A 17273-nucleotide genomic window follows, 5' to 3' on the forward strand; every position below is an offset into this window, starting at 1 on the left:
GCAGTGGCCGTGCGGTCCGTGGGACCGGGGTCAGAAGCGGGTCAGAGCCCCCTGAGAGGCCGGTGAGGAGCGCCGCCCACCCCCCGATAGGGTCGGGGACCGTGGCGAACAAGAACATCCCCGACTCCGGCTACTCCGACGACGACGGCTCCGCCGACCCCCGGCTGAGCGCGGCGCTCGCCGCCTGGGCCGAGGACCGCACCGCCCTGGCACCCGTGCTGGAGGCGCTCAAGGGCGCGCGGCTGCTCGTGCCGGTGGTGGCCGTCCTCGGTGAGGCCGAGGAGGTCGGTCAGGAGGGGCGCGAAGCTCCCCGGGAGGGCGGCGGCGGGCGACGGGAGGGCGGACTGCGCCGCGAGAAGACCAGCGACATGGCCGTGCCGAGGCTGAAGGCCGGGGACCGCACCGCGCTGCCCGCCTTCACGTCCACCGAGTCGCTGGCCCGCTGGGACCCCGGCGCGCGCCCCGTCGCCGTACCGGTGCACCAGGCGCTGCAGGCCGCCGCGCACGAGAAGGCGGACACGGTCGTACTGGACCTGGCCGGACCGGTGCCGTTCGAGCTGACCGGCGCGGTGCTGCTGGCCCTGGCCGAGGGCCGTACGACGACCGACCCGCTCGCCGACCCCGCCGTGGCCGACGCCGTCCGCGCCGCCGTGGCCGCCGAGCCCGCCGTGCTCCGCGCGCACCTCGGGCCGGGCCGGGCCGACGGCACCCTGGCGCTGCAACTCGCCCCCGACGCCGACCCGGCGAAGGCCGCCCGCGCCGTGGCCGGGCGCCTGGCCGCCGACGAGACACTGAGGGCCCGCCTGGTGCGGGGCCTCGACCTGGCACTGCTGCCGGCCGGGGCGACGCCGCCGGGCGAGCCCTTGTACGTGCGGGGGTAGCGGGGACGGCTCAGCCGTAGACCGGGCCCGTGTACTTCTCGCCCGGACCCTGGCCCGGCTCGTCCGGGACGAGCGAGGCCTCGCGGAAGGCGAGCTGGAGCGACTTGAGACCGTCGCGCAGCGGCGCCGCGTGGAACGAGCTGATCTCCGTCGCGGTCGCGTCCAGCAGACCGGCCAGCGCGTGCACCAGCTTGCGGGCCTCGTCCAGGTCCTTGTGCGCCTCGCCCTCCTCGGTCAGGCCCAGCTTCACGGCGGCGGCGCTCATCAGGTTGACGGCGACCGTCACGATCACCTCGACCGCCGGAACCTCGGCGATGTCGCGGGTCATGGCGTCGAAGTCGGGCGTCTCGGGAGGGGTGTCACTCATGCCGCACACGATAGGCGCAGGACGGTGGACGGCCCCACTCGGTCTCGGTTAGCCCTTCCCCCGCCGAGCTGCTAACCTTGTGTAACGACCGGTCGGACACGCACGCCCCCACGGCAGCGGGCCCGGCCCACAAGTGGAGGCTTTCGAACTCCCACCTGGCCGTCCTCAGGACGGCGGGTCACCGGTCAGGCGGTCCCGTCCCAGCGGCGGAGACCGGCCCGAAATCGCGCCCCGCGGCCATCGCGACGGTGCTCCGGTAGTAGTTCGAGGAGCCCCGCCTGTGATCGTCCCGGGGCATTTTTGTTGCGCCGGCGCGGTTAGGTCTATCGAACACAGACGTTACGCGGCTGTCCGCCAGACCGTCGCGTGGTGCTACCGAGGAGGATCCATCAGCGCCGAGCCCCGCATCAACGACCGGATTCGCGTTCCCGAGGTGCGACTTGTCGGTCCCAGCGGCGAGCAGGTCGGGATTGTCCCGCTTGCCAAGGCCCTGGAGCTTGCGCAGGAGTACGACCTCGATCTCGTCGAGGTCGCGGCGAACGCCCGTCCGCCCGTGTGCAAGCTCATGGACTACGGGAAGTTCAAGTACGAGTCGGCCATGAAGGCCCGTGAGGCGCGCAAGAACCAGGCGCACACGGTCATCAAGGAGATGAAGCTCCGGCCGAAGATCGACCCGCACGACTATGACACCAAGAAGGGTCACGTCGTCCGGTTCCTCAAGCAGGGCGACAAGGTCAAGATCACGATCATGTTCCGTGGTCGCGAGCAGTCCCGGCCGGAGCTCGGCTACCGACTGCTGCAGCGTCTGGCGGAGGACGTGGCCGACCTCGGGTTCGTGGAGTCGAACCCGAAGCAGGACGGCCGAAACATGATCATGGTTCTCGGTCCGCACAAGAAGAAGACCGAGGCGATGGCCGAGGCTCGCCAGGCGCAGGAAGCCCGCAAGGCGGACGCGAAGGCCAACCCCGGCAAGTCGCAGAACGCCGCGGAGACCGAAGACGTGGACGCCGAGGCCCCGGCCGAGGCTTCCGCCGACGCGTGACTCCCGGGGACACCGTCCCCAGGACGTAACCGATACAAGCGACGCTCCACCGTGCCCGGTTTCACGACCGGGCATCGGAGCGCCACCGACGAGGAGAGAACGGCGCTATGCCGAAGAACAAGTCGCACAGCGGTGCCAGCAAGCGCTTCAAGATCACCGGCTCCGGCAAGGTGCTCCGTGAGCGCGCCGGCAAGCGCCACCTGCTCGAGCACAAGTCGTCCCGCGTGACGCGTCGCCTCACCGGCAACGCCGAGATGGCCCCGGGCGACGCCGCGAAGATCAAGAAGCTTCTCGGCAAGTGACGTACGGGCGCCCACCGAGCGCCGTACGGCAGGACCGGGACCCAATCGATACCGGGCCGCGTGACGACCACCGCGGCCCCGCTACAAGGAGTTAACAAGTGGCACGCGTCAAGCGGGCAGTCAACGCCCACAAGAAGCGCCGGGCGATCCTCGAGCAGGCCTCCGGCTACCGCGGTCAGCGTTCGCGCCTGTACCGCAAGGCCAAGGAGCAGGTCACCCACTCGCTGGTCTACAACTACAACGACCGCAAGAAGCGCAAGGGTGACTTCCGTCAGCTCTGGATCCAGCGCATCAACGCCGCTGCCCGCGCCAACGGCATCACGTACAACCGCTTCATCCAGGGCCTGAAGGCCGCCAACGTCGAGGTCGACCGCAAGATCCTCGCCGAGCTGGCCGTCAACGACCCGAACGCGTTCGCCGCGCTCGTCGAGGTCGCCCAGAAGGCGCTGCCGAGCGACGTCAACGCGCCGAAGGCCGCGTGACGCCGCGCTGGCTCTGAGCCGTCGTCGAAGGGACCCGCAGGCTTGAAGCCTGCGGGTCCCTTCGATTGCCGTCGTTCGGTTCGTTGTCCACCGCGGGCGCGTTGTGGCTGGTCGCGCCCACGCGGCGGAGCCGCACGGTGCTACAGCCCCGCGCCCCTGGGGGCGCGTTGTAGTTCCCGTCGATCAAAACGTGAAGGTGAGCAAGAGTGCGACCCGCCAGCCCCGAGCTGATCTCCCCCCGTTCTCCCCGGGTCGCCGCCGCTCGTCGGCTGGCCAAGCGGAACTTCCGGGGCAAGGAGCGGCTGTTCCTGGCCGAGGGGCCGCAGGCCGTGCGGGAGGCCGCGGGGTACGGGGACACCCTGGTCGAGGTGTTCGCCACCGTCGGGGCCGCCGAGCGCCACGCCGACATCATCGGCGCGGCCCGGGACTCCGGCGCCCGCGTCCACCTCGCCGCCGAACAGGTGATCGAGGACATCTCCACCACCGTCACCCCGCAGGGCCTGGTCGGGGTCTGCCGGTTCCTGGACACCCCCTTCGACGAGATCCTCGCCGCCCGCCCCAGGCTCGTCGCCGTCCTCGCCCACGTCCGCGACCCCGGCAACGCCGGCACCGTGCTGCGCTGCGCCGACGCCGCCGGAGCCGAGGCCGTCGTGCTCACCGACGCCTCCGTCGACCTGTACAACCCCAAGGCCGTACGCGCCTCCGTCGGCTCCCTGTTCCACCTGCCGGTCGCCGTCGGCGTCCCCGTGGAGCGGGCCGTCGCGGGGCTGCGGGACGCCGGGGTGCGGATCCTGGCCGCCGACGGCGCGGGTGAGCACGACCTCGACGCCGAGCTGGACGCCGGCACCATGGGCGGCCCCACCGCCTGGGTGTTCGGCAACGAGGCCTGGGGGCTGCCGGAGGAGACCCGCGCCCTCGCCGACGCCGTCCTGCGCGTCCCGATCCACGGCAGGGCCGAGAGTCTGAACCTCGCCACCGCCGCCGCCGTATGTCTCTACGCGTCGGCGCGTGCACAGCGCGCCGCCACAGGGTGCCGCTCCGTCACCGAGAGCTAGTAGGGTGACCAGCTCAAGGCCCCTGCGCGGTTGAGAGGTGGGGTACGGGGATGAGCGTCGGCACGAGCAGCGCACCGGGAGCACGGCAGGCGCCGCGTCCGCCCGCGCCCCGCACGCCCGGCGATCCCGCCGACCTCGGCATCGACCCGGACGAACTGCCCGACGGCCTGGTCGTCGCGGACGAAAACGGCCGCGTCGTCCGTTTCAACGCGGCCGCCGCCCGCATCACCGCCACCCCGGCGGCCGAAGCCCTCGGACGGCCGCTGGACAAGGCGCTGCCCCTGGAGGACCTCGAGGGCCGCCGCTGGTGGCAGCTCACCGACCCCTACGGCGGGCTCGCCATCCGCGTCCGGCAGCCCGAGCGCAACCTCCTGCTCCCCGGCGGCCGGGAGGTCCTCGTGTCCGCCCGCTACGTCCGCACCGAACGCCTCGGCCCCGTCCACCGCGTCGTCGTCACCCTCCGGGACACCGAGGCCCGCCGCCGCACCGAGCGCAGCCACGCCGAGCTGATCGCCACCGTCGCCCACGAACTGCGCTCCCCTCTCACCTCCGTCAAGGGCTTCACGGCCACGCTGCTGGCCAAGTGGGAGCGGTTCACCGACGATCAGAAGCGGCTGATGCTGGAGACCGTCGACGCCGACGCCGACCGGGTCACCCGGCTCATCGCCGAGCTGCTGGACATCTCCCGCATCGACTCGGGCCGGCTGGAGGTGCGCCGCCAGCCCGTCGACATCGGCGCCGCCGTCGGCCGCCACATCCAGGCGTACGTCGCCGCCGGCCAGGAGGCCGACCGCTTCCTGCTCCGCCTCGCACAGCCGCTGCCCGACCTGTGGGCCGACCCCGACAAGATCGACCAGGTACTGAGCAACCTGCTGGAAAATGCCGTGCGGCACGGTGAGGGAACCGTCACCATCGACATCACGCCCACGGCGTCCCCCCGCGAAGGGGAGGACACCGGCACGTCGGTCACGGTGAGCGACGAAGGGGCCGGCATCCCGGAGGAGTCCATGAACCGCGTCTTCACCCGCTTCTGGCGTGGCAGCAAGCGCGGCGGCACCGGCCTCGGGCTGTACATCGTCAAGGGCATCGTCGAGGCCCACGGCGGCACCATCACGGTCGGCCGCGCTCCGGGCGGCGGCGCCGAGTTCCGATTTACGTTGCCCGTGGCGGCTCCCGCGTATCTCACCTGAGACGGTCCGGGACCCCCACGGGCGCATTCGCCTTCCTCCACCCCGTTAGACTCGGCCTTTGGCACCTTTGTGTCCCGCAGACGAAGACGCGCAGACCCAGACGCTTCGTCCACGAGCCGGTGACGGGGACCATCAGCATGGGGACACCTCCCAGCGATAGCTGGGGGACAATCGGAAGCACGGGAAGAGATGTCGGCACCGAATAAGTCGTACGACCCTGTCGAGGTCGAGGCGTTGAAACCGGAAGAGATCGAGCGCATGCGGGACGAGGCGCTCGCCGCCTTCGCCGCCGCGGACTCCCTCGACGCGCTCCAGGAGGCCAAGGTCGCCCACACCGGCGGCGCCTCGCCGCTGGCGCTGGCCAACCGAGAGATCGGCGCCCTGCCCCCGCAGGCCAAGGCCGAGGCCGGCAAGCGCGTCGGCATGGCCCGCGGCGCCGTGAACAAGGCGCTGGCCGCCCGCCAGGAGGAGCTGGAGGCCGAACGGGACGCGCGCGTCCTGGTCGAGGAGGCCGTGGACGTCACGCTGCCCTACGACCGCGTACCGGCCGGCGCCCGCCACCCGCTCACCACGCTCTCCGAGCGCATCGAGGACATCTTCGTGGCCATGGGCTACGAGGTCGCCGAGGGCCCCGAGGCCGAGGCCGAGTGGTTCAACTTCGACGCCCTCAACATCGGCCCGGACCACCCGGCCCGGGGCGAGGCCGACACCTTCTTCGTGGCAGGCCCCGAGGGCGGCTCCGAGTCCGGCGTCGTGCTGCGCACCCACACCTCGCCCGTGCAGATCCGCTCCGCGCTCGACCGCGAGCCGCCGGTCTACGTGATCTGCCCCGGCCGCGTGTACCGCACCGACGAGCTGGACGCCACGCACACCCCCGTCTTCCACCAGGTCGAGCTGCTCGCCGTCGACGAGGGCCTGACCATGGCGGACCTCAAGGGCACCCTGGACCACATGGTCCAGTCGCTGTTCGGCGCGGAGATGAAGACCCGGCTGCGGCCGAACTTCTTCCCCTTCACCGAGCCGTCCGCCGAGATGGACATGCTCTGCTACGTCTGCAAGGGCGAGTCCGTCGGCAACCCCGACCGGCCCTGCCGCACCTGCTCCAGCGAGGGCTGGATCGAGCTGGGCGGCTGCGGCATGGTCAACCCGCGGGTGCTCACCGCCTGCGGCGTCGACCCGGAGAAGTACAGCGGCTTCGCCTTCGGGTTCGGCATCGAGCGGATGCTGATGTTCCGCCACAACGTCGAGGACATGCGAGACATGGTCGAGGGTGACGTGCGCTTCACCCGGCCGTTCGGGATGGAGATCTGATGCGGGTCCCGCTTTCTTGGCTGCGGGAGTACGTCGACCTGCCGGCCACGCAGACCGGCCGCGACGTCCAGGCCAAGCTCATTTCGGCCGGACTCGAGGTCGAGACCGTCGAGCACCTCGGTGCCGACCTCAAGGGCCCCCTCGTCGTCGGCCAGGTGCTGACCATCGAGGAGCTGGAGGGCTTCAAGAAGCCGATCCGCTTCTGCACCGTCGACGTCGGGCAGGCCAACGGCACCGGTGAGCCCCAGGAGATCGTCTGCGGCGCCCGGAACTTCGCCGTCGGCGACAAGGTCGTCGTGGTCCTCCCCGGCGCCACGCTGCCGGGCGGCTTCTCGATCAGCGCCCGCAAGACCTACGGCAAGACGTCCCACGGCATGATCTGCTCCGGCGACGAGCTGGGCATGGGCGACGACGGCACGCACGGCATCATCGTGCTGCCGCCGGAGACCGAGGTCGGCAAGGATGCCATCGAGCTGCTGGAGCTGGTCGACGAGGTCCTGGACATCGCCGTCACCGCCAACCGCGGCGACTGCCTGTCCATCCGCGGCGTCGCCCGCGAGGCCGCCATCGCCTACGGCCTGCCGTTGCGCGACCCGGCCCTCCTCGACGTGCCCGGCCCGAACGCCTTCGGCTACCCGGTGAAGATCGCCGACCCCACCGGCTGCGACCGCTTCACCGCCCGTACGGTGACCGGCCTCAGCGCCGAGGCGCGCTCCCCGATCTGGCTCCAGCGGCGCCTGCAGAAGGTCGGCATGCGCCCGATCTCGCTCGCCGTCGACGTCACCAACTACGTGATGATGGAGCTGGGCCAGCCGCTGCACGCCTACGACCGCGCCCTGGTGCAGGGCACCATCGGCGTGCGCCGGGCCGAGGAGGGCGAGAAGATCGTCACCCTCGACGGCACCGAGCGGAAGCTGCACGCCGAGGACCTGGTCATCACCGACGACCGGGGCCCGATCGGGCTCGCCGGCGTCATGGGCGGCGCCAACACCGAGATCGCCGACCACGCCGCCGCCGGGAACGGGGGGAACGCGACGACCGACGTGGTCATCGAGGCCGCCCACTTCAACCAGGTGGCCATCGCGCGCACCGCCCGCCGCCACAAGCTCTCGTCCGAGGCCTCCCGCCGCTTCGAGCGCGGCGTGGACCCGCAGGCCGCCGCCGCTGCCGCGCAGCGCACCGTCGACCTGCTGGTGCTGCTCGCGGGCGGCACCGCCGAGGCCGGCGTCACCGAGATCAGCGCCCCGTCCGCACCGCACACCATCAGCGTCCCGGCCGACCACCCGGACAAGGTCGCGGGCGTGGAGTACGGCCGCGAGACCGTCGTACGCCGCCTCCAGCAGGTCGGCTGCGACGTCTATGGAAATCCTGCCGCGTGGAACGCGTCGATGGGGGGTGGCGGTCGGGCGACGGGCGGGCAGGACGAGCTGATCGTCACCGTGCCGTCCTGGCGGCCCGACCTCACCGACCCGAACGACCTGGCCGAAGAGGTCATCCGCCTGGAGGGCTACGAGAACCTGCCCTCCACGCTGCCCAGGCCCCCGGCGGGCCGCGGCCTGACCTCCCGGCAGCGGCTGCACCGCCGGGTCGGCCGGGCGCTGGCCGGCGCCGGTTACGTCGAGGCGCTGAACTACCCGTTCGTCGGCGAGCAGGTCTTCGACCAGCTCGGGCTGGACGCGGACGACCCGGCCCGCCGGGTCGTCAAGCTGGTCAACCCGCTCAGCGACGAGGAGCCCGCGCTGCGGACCTCACTGCTGCCGGGCCTGCTCGGCGCGCTGCGCCGCAACGACGGGCGGGGCTCGCACGACCTGGCGCTGTTCGAGACCGGCCTGGTCTTCCACCCGCGCGACGAACAGCGCATCGCCGCGAACCTTCCCGTGGACCGGCGTCCCGGCGAGGACGACCTCGCCGCGCTGGACGCCGCGCTGCCCGACCAGCCGCGGCACGTCGCCGTCGTCCTGACCGGCGCCCGCGAGCAGGCCGGCTGGTGGGGCAAGGGCCGTCCGGCCGACTGGGCCGACGCGGTCCAGGCGGCGCGTCTCGCCGCGCGGGAAGCCGGAGCCGACCTGATCGTCCGCAAGGGCCAGTACGGGCCGTGGCACCCCGGGCGCTGCGCCGAGCTGCTGATCGCGGTCGACGGTACGGAGCGGGTCGTCGGGCACGCGGGTGAGCTGCACCCGCGGGTCCTCAAGGCGCTCGGACTGCCCGCGCGCACCTGTGCGATGGAGCTGGACCTCGACGCCGTGCACCGGGTCGGCGACGACACCCCGCGGGCGCCGGGCATCTCCACCTTCCCGGTCGCCACGCAGGACGTCGCGCTGGTGGTCGACGCGTTCGTCCCGGCGAGCGAGGTCGAGGCGGCGCTGCGCGACGGCGCGGGTGAACTGCTGGAGTCCATCCGGCTGTTCGACGTCTACGACAACGCGGAGCAGTTGGGTGAGGGGCGCAAGTCCCTCGCGTACGCGCTGCGCTTCCGTGCGGGGGACCGGACGCTGACGGTCGACGAGGCCTCCGCCGCCCGCGACGCGGCGGTCGCCCTCGCGGGCGAACGTGTTGGAGCGGCACTCCGGAGCTGACGGTTCGCCCAAGGGGCGGGGGGTTCGTGCCGATCGGCGACTGCGGGCGCGTCGTGGCTTGTCGCGCAGTCCCCGCGCCCCTGAGGGCGTCAGCGCAACGCCCCTCCAGGGGCGCGGGGAACTGCGCGAGCGGCCACGACGCACCCGCGGTCGACAACGCACCGCGATCCTCCGCGCGACCGGCGGAGCCGGTCGCGCCGTGGGGCCGGCGGAGCCGTCCGCCCCGCCACGGAGTGTCGGGCAGGCGGCCGGGCGGACGGCGTCGAATCGGGCCGCCGCACTGTACGAGGGGGAGCCGGCGGCCCGGCCGGCCTCTTTCGAGGCAGTTCAGTCAACCGGTCCGGGACTCTCCGCGACAGCGCGCACACGGTACGAAAGCGCGTACTCGGTTCACACCCCGTGTGAAGACCGACGCACTACGCTGTCGGCACCGAGTCACCGGGGGGCACCCATGCAGCCCAACACCCTGCTCGACGCGATCCTGGACGAGGCCGGGATCTCGCACGCCGGACTGGCCGCGCACGTCAACCAGGCGGGACGGGTGCGCGGACTCGCGCTGAGATACGAACACACCGCCGTCGCGCGGTGGTTGAAGGGGCAGCGGCCACGCGGCCAGGTGCCCGACCTGATCTGCGAGGTCCTCGCGTCCCGGCTGCACCGCCCCGTCACTCTCGACGACATCGGCCTCGGCATGCCCGGTGAGCCGGCCGCCGCCCCGCACACCGGCTCGCTGTCCGGGTTCGTGGAGCGGGCGACCGCCCTGTGGCGCTCCGACCAGCAGCAGCGCCCGCACATCCTCGGCGCCCCCGCACTCACCGGCACGCCCGCCGTGATGCCGGTGTGGGAGTGGGAGAACCCGCCCGAGGACGTGGACGTCTCCCGCGGCGGCAGGCACCGGGTCACCGCGTCCGACCTGGAGACGCTGCGCTGCGCGCGCGCCCACTACGAGCAGATGTACCGCAAGGCCGGCGGCCTGGCGACCCGCGCCCGCATCGTCGGCTTCCTCAACTCGGAGGCCGCCCCGCTGCTGCGCGGCAGCTACCCGGACGCCACCGGCCGCCAACTGCACCGGGCCACCGGCGGGTTGGTGGCGGTCGCCGGCATCTGCGCGTACGACTCCGACGCGCACGGTCTCGCCCAGCGCTACTTCCACCAGGCGCTCCGGCTCGCGAAGGCCAGCGGTGACCGGGGTCTGGGGGCCTACGTCATCGCGCTCCTCGTCAACCAGGCCCTGTTCATGCGGGAGAACCGGCAGGCCGTCGCCTTCGCCGAGGCCGCGCTGCGCGCCGCCGGCCGCCAGATCACCCCGGCGCTCGCCTCCGACCTCTACGCGATGCAGGCCAAGGCGTACGCCCATCTCGGCGACGGCACCGGTGCCCTGTCCTGCATCCGGCGGGCCGAGCAGGCCGCCGAGCGCATCCGGCGGGGCTACGAGCCCGCCGAGACCGGGTACGTCCAGCCCGGCCTGGTCAACGTCCAGGTCGCCGAGGCGCTGCTCAGCCTCGGTGAGCTCGCGGCGGCGGGGGAGCACGCCGCGGCCGCCGTCGACAACCCGGCGCACGACCGGGGCCGCGTGCACCGGCTCGCCATGCTCAGCACGATCGAACTGCGCCGGGGCAACGCCGACAAGGCGGTGGCCACCGCGGTGCAGATGGCCGAACAGGCCCGCGGCATGGAGTCCCGGCGCCTGCGCGACAGACTCCGCGCGGTCCGGGAGCACCTCGTGCGCAGTGGTGGCGCGGGCACCGCCGAGGCCGCCGAACTCATCGACGGGGCTCTGCGCGTGCCGCTGTGACCGTCCGGTCCCCGGGCGCCCTGCGCCCACCGCCGCGCCGTGAGCGGCCACGTGCGCCTGCTGCCGGGACGCCACTGCTGCGATATTGCCACCTACTCCAGGAAAGGTGGCAGAACCGTGCAGTGGACGAAAGAGAACGAGCAAACTGTGTACTCGAATCGCTGGTTCAGCGTCAATCTCGCCGACGTCGGGCTACCGGACGGCCGGCATATCGACCACTTCCTCATACGGATGCGCCCCGTCGCCGTGGCCACCGTCGTGAACGACGCGGGCGAGGTCCTCCTGCTGTGGCGGCACCGCTTCATCACCGATAGCTGGGGCTGGGAACTGGCGGCCGGCGTCGTCGAGGACGGCGAGGACGTGGCGGTGGCGGCGGCCAGGGAACTGGAGGAGGAGACCGGCTGGCGGCCGGGACCGCTGCACCACCTCATGAGCGTGGAGCCGTCCAACGGTCTCACCGACGCCCGGCACCACATCTACTGGGCCGACGAGGGCGCGTACGTCGGACACCCCGTGGACGACTTCGAGTCGGACCGCCGGGAATGGGTCCCCCTCAAACTCGTTCCCGACCTGGTCGCCCGCGGGGAGGTCCCGGCCGCCAACATGGCGGCCGCGCTACTCCTGCTGCACCACCTCAGGCTCGGACAGGACACCCCGCCCGGCCGGGTCGGCGGTGCCTAGTGTCCGAGGGCCTGCCAGACCGCCACGACCAGGGCGCCGACGGCGGTGACGACCGCGACCGAGGGCAGCGGCCAGCGGGCGTGCTCCAGGGCGGTCAGCCGGGTGTTCAGATCCTCCAGCTCCTTGGCGGTCTCCTCGGTGCGGTGGGAGAGCAGGGCCAGTCCGCCCTCGACGCGGGCGTAGGCCACGTCGAGCCGGCGTCGTAACTCTGCGAGTTCTCCCTGGACGACGGAATGCTCGGGATCGGCGGTCACGAACCGCTCCTTTCCGTAGTCGTCTCACATCCCTTGCATGTGCATGGTGAGTCAACCCGCCTGGTGGGCGCGTGGGGAGAGTGTGCGGGCGGCATATGCGAGCCCGGCGCGCACACGCCGTGTGAACGCCGCGGGCCCGGCACCTCGTCAGGTGCCGGGCCCGTGCGATGTCACGCTGCGTGTCAGCCGTACGAGTAGAAGCCCGAGCCGCTCTTGCGGCCCAGCCGGCCCGCGTCGACCATGCGCTGGAGCAGCGGGGGAGCGGCGTACAGCGGCTCCTTGTACTCCTCGTACATCGAGAACGCGACCGAGGCGACCGTGTCCAGGCCGATCAGGTCGGCCAGCTTCAGCGGCCCCATCGGGTGGGCGCAGCCCATCTCCATGCCGTTGTCGATGTCCTCGCGGCTGGCGATGCCCGACTCGAACATCCGGATCGCGGACAGCAGGTAGGGGATCAGCAGCGCGTTGACCACGAAGCCGGAGCGGTCCTGGGCGCGGATGGAGTGCTTGCCCAGCACCTTCTCGGTGAAGAGCTGCGACCGGCTGAGGGTGCCCTCGGAGGTGGTGAGCGCCGGGATCAGCTCGACGAGCTGCTGCACCGGGGCCGGGTTGAAGAAGTGGATGCCGATGACGTGGTCGGGCCGCGAGGTGGCGACCGCCAGCTTCACCAGCGGGATCGAGGAGGTGTTGGAGGCCAGGATCGCGTCAGGCCGGGTCACGACCTGGTCGAGCACCTGGAAAATCTCGGTCTTGACCTGCTCGTTCTCGACGACGGCCTCGATCACCAGATCACGGTCGGCGAACTCGCCGAGGTCGGTGGTGAAGCTCAGGCGCGCCTGCGTCGCCTCCCGCTCCTCCTCGGTGATCTTGCCGCGCTCGGCGGCCTTGGCGAGCGAGTTGTACAACCGGGTCCGGCCGATCTCCAGGGCTTCGCCGGTGGTCTCGGCGACCATCACCTCCAGACCGGAGCGGGCGCACACCTCGGCGATGCCCGCCCCCATCTGACCGCAGCCCACCACGCCGACGCGTGCGATATCTCCCGAGATGCCGGTCACATCGTCCCTTTCGCTGACTCCACTGCCGTGGCAGCAGGCCTGCCGGGGTCCCCGGCGCCTGCTCCGATCGAGCACGTTACCCCCGAATGGCCACGGATCCGTCCTCAGGGTCGGGCATGCTGGGTATCCCCTCACGATCCGTGACCGTGCGGATCCACAGTGTTCAGGAGGTCATTCCATGGGCCGTGTCTCGCGTCGTGCTTTCGCGGTGGCGGCGTTGTCGGCGTTCACCATGGCGCCCCGGGCGTCGGCGGCACCCGTTCCGTCGGACGCACCGACGCCGCCGGCGCCGCTCCCCGCCCCGGAACGGCCCGCACGCCGTGCCGTCACCGGGATGCGGGGCATGTGGCTGGCCACGGTGGCCAACCGCGACTGGCCCAGCCGTGCGGGGCTGCGCGCGTCCGAGCAGCGTGCGGAACTGATCGAGCACCTCGACAACGCGGTGCGGCACCGTCTCAACACCGTGATCTTCCAGGTGCGACCGACGGCGGACGCGCTGTGGCCCTCGGCGTTCGAGCCCTGGTCGGAGTACCTGACCGGCAGCCAGGGCCGCGACCCCGGCTGGGACCCGCTGGGCACCGCCGTGAAGGAGGCCCACGCCCGCGGCCTGGAACTGCACGCCTGGTTCAACCCGTACCGCGTCGCCACGCACGACGACCCGGCCCGCCTGGTGCCCTCCCACCCCGGGCGCCGGAACCCCGCGTGGGTGGTGCCCTACGGCGGGAAGCTCTACTACAACCCGGGGCTGCCCGAGGTCCGGGCCTTCGTCCAGGACGCGATGATGGACGCGGTGGAGAAGTACGCGGTGGACGGCGTCCACTTCGACGACTACTTCTACCCCTATCCGGTGGCGGGCCGGAGCTTCGACGACGGCGGCACCTACGGCACCTACGGCAGCGGCTTCGCCACCAAGGCGGCCTGGCGCCGGGAGAACATCGACCTGCTGGTGCGCGAGACCGCGGAACGCGTCAAGAGGATCCGGCCCGCCGCCCGCTTCGGGGTCAGCCCCTTCGGGGTGTGGCGCAACGCGGCCACCGACCCGAAGGGCTCGGACACCAGGGCGGGCGTGCAGACCTACGACGACCTGCACGCGGACACCCGCAAGTGGGTGCGCGAGGGCTGGCTCGACTACATCGTGCCGCAGCTCTACTGGAACATCGGCCTGGACGCCGCCGACTACGCGCGACTGCTCCCCTGGTGGGCCGAGGTCGCCCGGGGCAGCCGGACGCAGCTCTACGTGGGCGAGGCGCTGTACAAGGCCGGCGACCCGGCGCAGCCCGCCGCCTGGCAGGACCCGGCCGAACTGTCCCGGCACCTCACGCTGGCCCGGAACCATCCCGAGGTGCGCGGTCACGTCTTCTTCTCCGCGAAGGAGGTGGCCGACGACCGGATCGGCGCGATGGCGCGGGTGAGTGCCGACCACTACACACAGCCGGCCGGCACCTCGCGCTAGGACGGAACCCGGCTAGAGCTGGATCTCCCTGTGCCGGATCTCGGAGTCGGGGCCGGGCGAGCACACCGCCTCGTGCCCGTCCTCGAACCGGACCCGGTACGGGGGAGCACCCTCCTCGCCCATGACTTCGACGATCTCCGCCACCTTGTCGTGCTCACCGACGACCCGGCCGTGCTGGATGAGCTTGTCGCCCTTGGTTGCGTGCATCTGTGAGGCCTCCTCACGTGTGTGCCGCTCAGCCCCGGGCCCGCTGGGTGACCGCGATGCACACCAATACCGCCGCGGCCGTCAGCGGAGCGGCCACCGTCAGGTGCTCGCCCAGGAGAAGTACCGACCACACCAGTGTGAGCAGCGGCTGGGCGAGCTGCAACTGGCTGGCCTTGGGGATGCCGATGGCCGCCATGCCCCGGTACCAGACGACCAGGCCCAGGAACTGCGAACCCGCCGCGACCCACAGCAGCCCGGTCACGCTGTGCGCCGTCAGGTGCACCGGCTCGAACGACAGGGCGACGGCCGCCATCGGCACGGTCAGCGGCAGGCTCAGCACCAGCGCCCACCCGATGACCTGCCATCCCGGCATGACCCGGGCCAGCCGGCCACCCTCGGTGTAGCCGGCCGCGCACACCACCAGCGCCGCGAAGAGGAAGGCGTCCGCCGTGGTCAGGGCGCCGCCGCTCTGCTGCACGGTGAAGGCGAGCACGGCCGCCGCACCCGCCAGGGCCGCCGTCCAGAAGGTGCGCGAGGGGCGGGTGCCGATGCGCAGGGCGGACAGCAGCGCGGTGGTCAGGGGGAGGAGGCCGACCACGACGGCGGCGTGCGCGGTGGTCGAGGTCCGCAGGGCGAGCGTGGTCAGCAGCGGGAAGCCGAGGACGACGCCGCCGGCCACCACCGCGAGCCCGAACCAGTGCCGCCGTTCGGGCAGCGGCGCGCGCACCGCCAGCAGACAGCCACCGGCGATCACCGCGGCGAGGACGCTGCGCACGGCGATGAGCGACCACGGGCCGAAGCCCTCGAGGCCCCACGCGGTGGCGGGGAAGGTGAGGGAGAAGGCGACGACACCGAGGGCGGCTTGGAGGGTGCCGGACAAGCTCCTGCGGGGTGCCGTGTCCGAACCGCCGACCGCTATCGTCGATGAGCTGATAGCGCTACTCTCTGCTCTCATGCAAGAGCGTAGCAGTGTCGCTGACCTGGCGAACCAACTGCGGCGGGAGCTCGACCGCTACTCACCCGGCGGAAAGCTCCCGTCCAGCCGTGCCCTCGTCGACCGGTTCCGGGTGAGCCCGGTGACCGTCTCCCGCGCCCTGGCGCAACTGTCCGCCGAGGGGCTGGTGGTCACCCGCCCCGGCGCCGGGGCCTTCCGCGCCCGGCGACGCGAGTCGGCCGCGCCCGCCGGGGACACCTCGTGGCAGGAGGTCGCGCTGAGCGCCGACGGCGCCGCCGACCTCGTACCGCGCTCGGTGGACGCCTCCGGGGTGCTGGTCTCGCTGTCCGCGCCGCCGCCCGGGGTCGTGGAGTTCAACGGCGGCTACCTGCACACGTCGCTGCAGCCGGAGCGGGCGATGGCGGCGGCGCTGTCCCGGGCCGGGCGACGTCCCGGCGCGTGGGGCCGGCCGCCGATGGAGGGGCTGCCGGAGCTGCGGGAGTGGTTCGCGCGCGGTATCGGCGGGGCCATCACGGCGGCGGAGGTGCTGATCACCGCGGGCGGCCAGTCCGCGCTGACCACCGCGCTGCGCGCCCTCGCCCCGCCCGGCGCTCCCGTCCTCGTCGAGTCCCCGACCTACCCCGGCATGCTGGCCATCGCGCGTGCGGCCGGCCTGCGCCCGGTACCGGTGCCCGTGGACGCGGACGGCGTGCGGCCGGCCCTGCTCGCCGACGCCTTCCGGGCGACCGGCGCCCGCATCTTCGTCTGCCAGCCCCTGTTCCAGAACCCGACCGGCGCCGTGCTCGCCCCCGAGCGGCGCGGTGAGGTGCTGCGCATCGCCCGCGCGGCGGGCGCCTTCGTCGTCGAGGACGACTTCGTACGGCGGCTGGTGCACGAGGACGCGGGCCCGCTGCCGGCCCCGCTCGCCGCCGACGACCCGGACGGCGTCGTCGTCCACGTCTGCTCGCTGACCAAGGCGACCTCGCCCAGCTTCCGGGTCGGCGCCCTGGCCGCGCGCGGACCGGTGCTGGAGCGGCTGCGCGCCATCCAGGTCGTCGACACCTTCTTCGTGCCCCGGCCCCTGCAGGAAGCGGCGCTGGAGCTCGTCGGCTCGCCCGCCTGGCCCCGCCATCTGCGCGCCGTCTCGGCCGAGTTGCGGGCCCGCCGGGACGCGATGACGTCCGCACTGCTGCGGCACCTGCCCGAGGTCGCCCTGTCCCACGTACCCTCCGGCGGCTACCACCTGTGGCCGCGCCTGCCCGACGGCACCGACGAGACCGCCCTCACCGCGGCCGCCCTGCGCGCGGGCGTCGCCGTCACCCCGGGCCGGCCCTACTTCAGCGCCGAACCGCCGGCCGCCCACCTCCGGCTGAGCTTCGCGGCGGTCGGAGGCGTCGGGGAGATCGCGGAAGGGGTACGGCGCCTGCGCACGGCCTGCGCGGAGGTGTGGGGCAGCCGCTCATGACGGGGCGACGCGGTCTCACGGCTGGTGCGGGCAGGCCGGCGCGGAGCACCGACCGGGTGACCTTCGCGTGACGGTGCACGTGCACGACGCGTACGGCGCCTACCGGAAACTCGGCTCCGCGGCCCCGGACCGGCCCGAGCGGTGGCTGGTTCCCGCCTTCGGCCCGTGAGCCGTGGCACACCCTGGGTAACCCAGAGGTAACACCCCTTGACCTGCGTACCTT

General features: G+C 72.6%; 17 protein-coding genes. 12 read left to right on the forward strand and 5 right to left on the reverse strand.

Translation table 11 applies throughout. The features are described from left to right. Positions 1 to 101 precede the first annotated feature (101 nt). Positions 102 to 881 carry an SseB family protein gene (locus B1H29_RS29510; protein ID WP_055416032.1) on the forward strand — a complete coding sequence of 260 codons (780 nt, stop codon included), beginning with the start codon at positions 102 to 104 and terminating at the stop codon, positions 879 to 881. Between the two features lie 10 nt (positions 882 to 891). On the opposite strand, the gene B1H29_RS29515 is transcribed toward B1H29_RS29510, so the two are convergent. After that, complete coding sequence (locus B1H29_RS29515; RefSeq protein WP_055416031.1) at positions 892 to 1248, reverse strand: DUF1844 domain-containing protein; 357 nt, start codon at positions 1246 to 1248, stop codon at positions 892 to 894. A gap of 388 nt (positions 1249 to 1636) precedes the next feature. On the opposite strand from B1H29_RS29515, the gene infC reads away from it, so the two are divergent. The 9 genes from infC (at position 1637) to B1H29_RS29560 (ending at position 11682) form a co-directional block, all read left to right on the forward strand. Next, positions 1637 to 2290, forward strand: coding sequence for a translation initiation factor IF-3 (infC, locus tag B1H29_RS29520; protein WP_079160886.1), 654 nt, complete (start codon positions 1637 to 1639; stop codon positions 2288 to 2290). A gap of 107 nt (positions 2291 to 2397) precedes the next feature. Next, positions 2398 to 2592 carry a 50S ribosomal protein L35 gene (gene rpmI, locus B1H29_RS29525; RefSeq protein WP_003977225.1) on the forward strand — a complete coding sequence of 65 codons (195 nt, stop codon included), beginning with the start codon at positions 2398 to 2400 and terminating at the stop codon, positions 2590 to 2592. A 98-nt stretch (positions 2593 to 2690) separates the two neighbouring features. After that, on the forward strand, positions 2691 to 3074 hold the full coding sequence (rplT, locus tag B1H29_RS29530) for a 50S ribosomal protein L20 (RefSeq protein WP_003977226.1): 384 nt from the start codon (positions 2691 to 2693) through the stop codon (positions 3072 to 3074). A 206-nt stretch (positions 3075 to 3280) separates the two neighbouring features. Next, positions 3281 to 4129, forward strand: a complete 849-nt coding sequence (locus tag B1H29_RS29535) for a TrmH family RNA methyltransferase (RefSeq protein ID WP_055416029.1) — start codon at positions 3281 to 3283, stop codon at positions 4127 to 4129. Positions 4130 to 4179: 50 nt separating this feature from the next. Continuing rightward, positions 4180 to 5319, forward strand: a complete 1140-nt coding sequence (locus tag B1H29_RS29540; RefSeq protein ID WP_055416028.1) for a sensor histidine kinase — start codon at positions 4180 to 4182, stop codon at positions 5317 to 5319. A gap of 189 nt (positions 5320 to 5508) precedes the next feature. Next, complete coding sequence (gene pheS / locus B1H29_RS29545) at positions 5509 to 6630, forward strand: phenylalanine--tRNA ligase subunit alpha (RefSeq protein WP_055416027.1); 1122 nt, start codon at positions 5509 to 5511, stop codon at positions 6628 to 6630. Further along, positions 6630 to 9206 (forward strand): phenylalanine--tRNA ligase subunit beta, encoded by a 2577-nt coding sequence (gene pheT / locus B1H29_RS29550; protein WP_055416026.1) that lies wholly within the window; start codon positions 6630 to 6632, stop codon positions 9204 to 9206. Before pheS ends, pheT begins: the two co-directional genes overlap by 1 nt. Positions 9207 to 9657: 451 nt before the next feature. Then, positions 9658 to 11001, forward strand: coding sequence for a hypothetical protein (locus B1H29_RS29555; RefSeq protein WP_055416025.1), 1344 nt, complete (start codon positions 9658 to 9660; stop codon positions 10999 to 11001). A 117-nt stretch (positions 11002 to 11118) separates the two neighbouring features. Then, a complete protein-coding gene (locus B1H29_RS29560; RefSeq protein ID WP_055416024.1) occupies positions 11119 to 11682 on the forward strand; it encodes an NUDIX hydrolase in 564 nt (187 codons plus the stop codon). Here the strand turns inward: B1H29_RS29560 and B1H29_RS29565 are convergent. Both B1H29_RS29565 and B1H29_RS29570 read right to left on the reverse strand, forming a co-directional pair. After that, positions 11679 to 11936 carry a hypothetical protein gene (locus B1H29_RS29565; RefSeq protein ID WP_055416023.1) on the reverse strand — a complete coding sequence of 86 codons (258 nt, stop codon included), beginning with the start codon at positions 11934 to 11936 and terminating at the stop codon, positions 11679 to 11681. The two genes, B1H29_RS29560 and B1H29_RS29565, sit on opposite strands and share 4 nt — an antisense overlap. 182 nt (positions 11937 to 12118) lie before the next feature. After that, the gene (locus B1H29_RS29570; RefSeq protein ID WP_079160531.1) at positions 12119 to 12991 is read right to left on the reverse strand and encodes a 3-hydroxybutyryl-CoA dehydrogenase; all 873 of its coding nucleotides are present in this window, start codon (positions 12989 to 12991) and stop codon (positions 12119 to 12121) included. Between the two features lie 178 nt (positions 12992 to 13169). Here B1H29_RS29570 and B1H29_RS29575 point away from each other — a divergent pair, with 178 nt between their 5' ends. Beyond that, complete coding sequence (locus B1H29_RS29575; protein WP_055416022.1) at positions 13170 to 14444, forward strand: glycoside hydrolase family 10 protein; 1275 nt, start codon at positions 13170 to 13172, stop codon at positions 14442 to 14444. 12 nt (positions 14445 to 14456) lie between these two features. Here the strand turns inward: B1H29_RS29575 and B1H29_RS29580 are convergent, their stop codons facing one another. Together B1H29_RS29580 and B1H29_RS29585 are read right to left on the reverse strand one after the other, a co-directional pair. Further along, entirely contained in the window at positions 14457 to 14651 is a 195-nt protein-coding gene (locus B1H29_RS29580) for a DUF1918 domain-containing protein (protein ID WP_055416021.1), read from the reverse strand. A 28-nt stretch (positions 14652 to 14679) separates the two neighbouring features. Then, positions 14680 to 15606, reverse strand: coding sequence for a DMT family transporter (locus B1H29_RS29585; protein WP_055416020.1), 927 nt, complete (start codon positions 15604 to 15606; stop codon positions 14680 to 14682). Between B1H29_RS29585 and B1H29_RS29590 the strand changes: the two genes are divergently transcribed. After that, a complete protein-coding gene (locus B1H29_RS29590) occupies positions 15605 to 17050 on the forward strand; it encodes a PLP-dependent aminotransferase family protein (RefSeq protein ID WP_055416019.1) in 1446 nt (481 codons plus the stop codon). The genes B1H29_RS29585 and B1H29_RS29590 overlap by 2 nt on opposite strands. The last annotated feature ends 223 nt before the right edge of the window (positions 17051 to 17273 follow it).

This window comes from Streptomyces pactum (genome assembly GCF_002005225.1).
In the GTDB taxonomy this organism is placed as follows: Bacteria; Actinomycetota; Actinomycetes; order Streptomycetales; family Streptomycetaceae; genus Streptomyces; species Streptomyces pactum_A.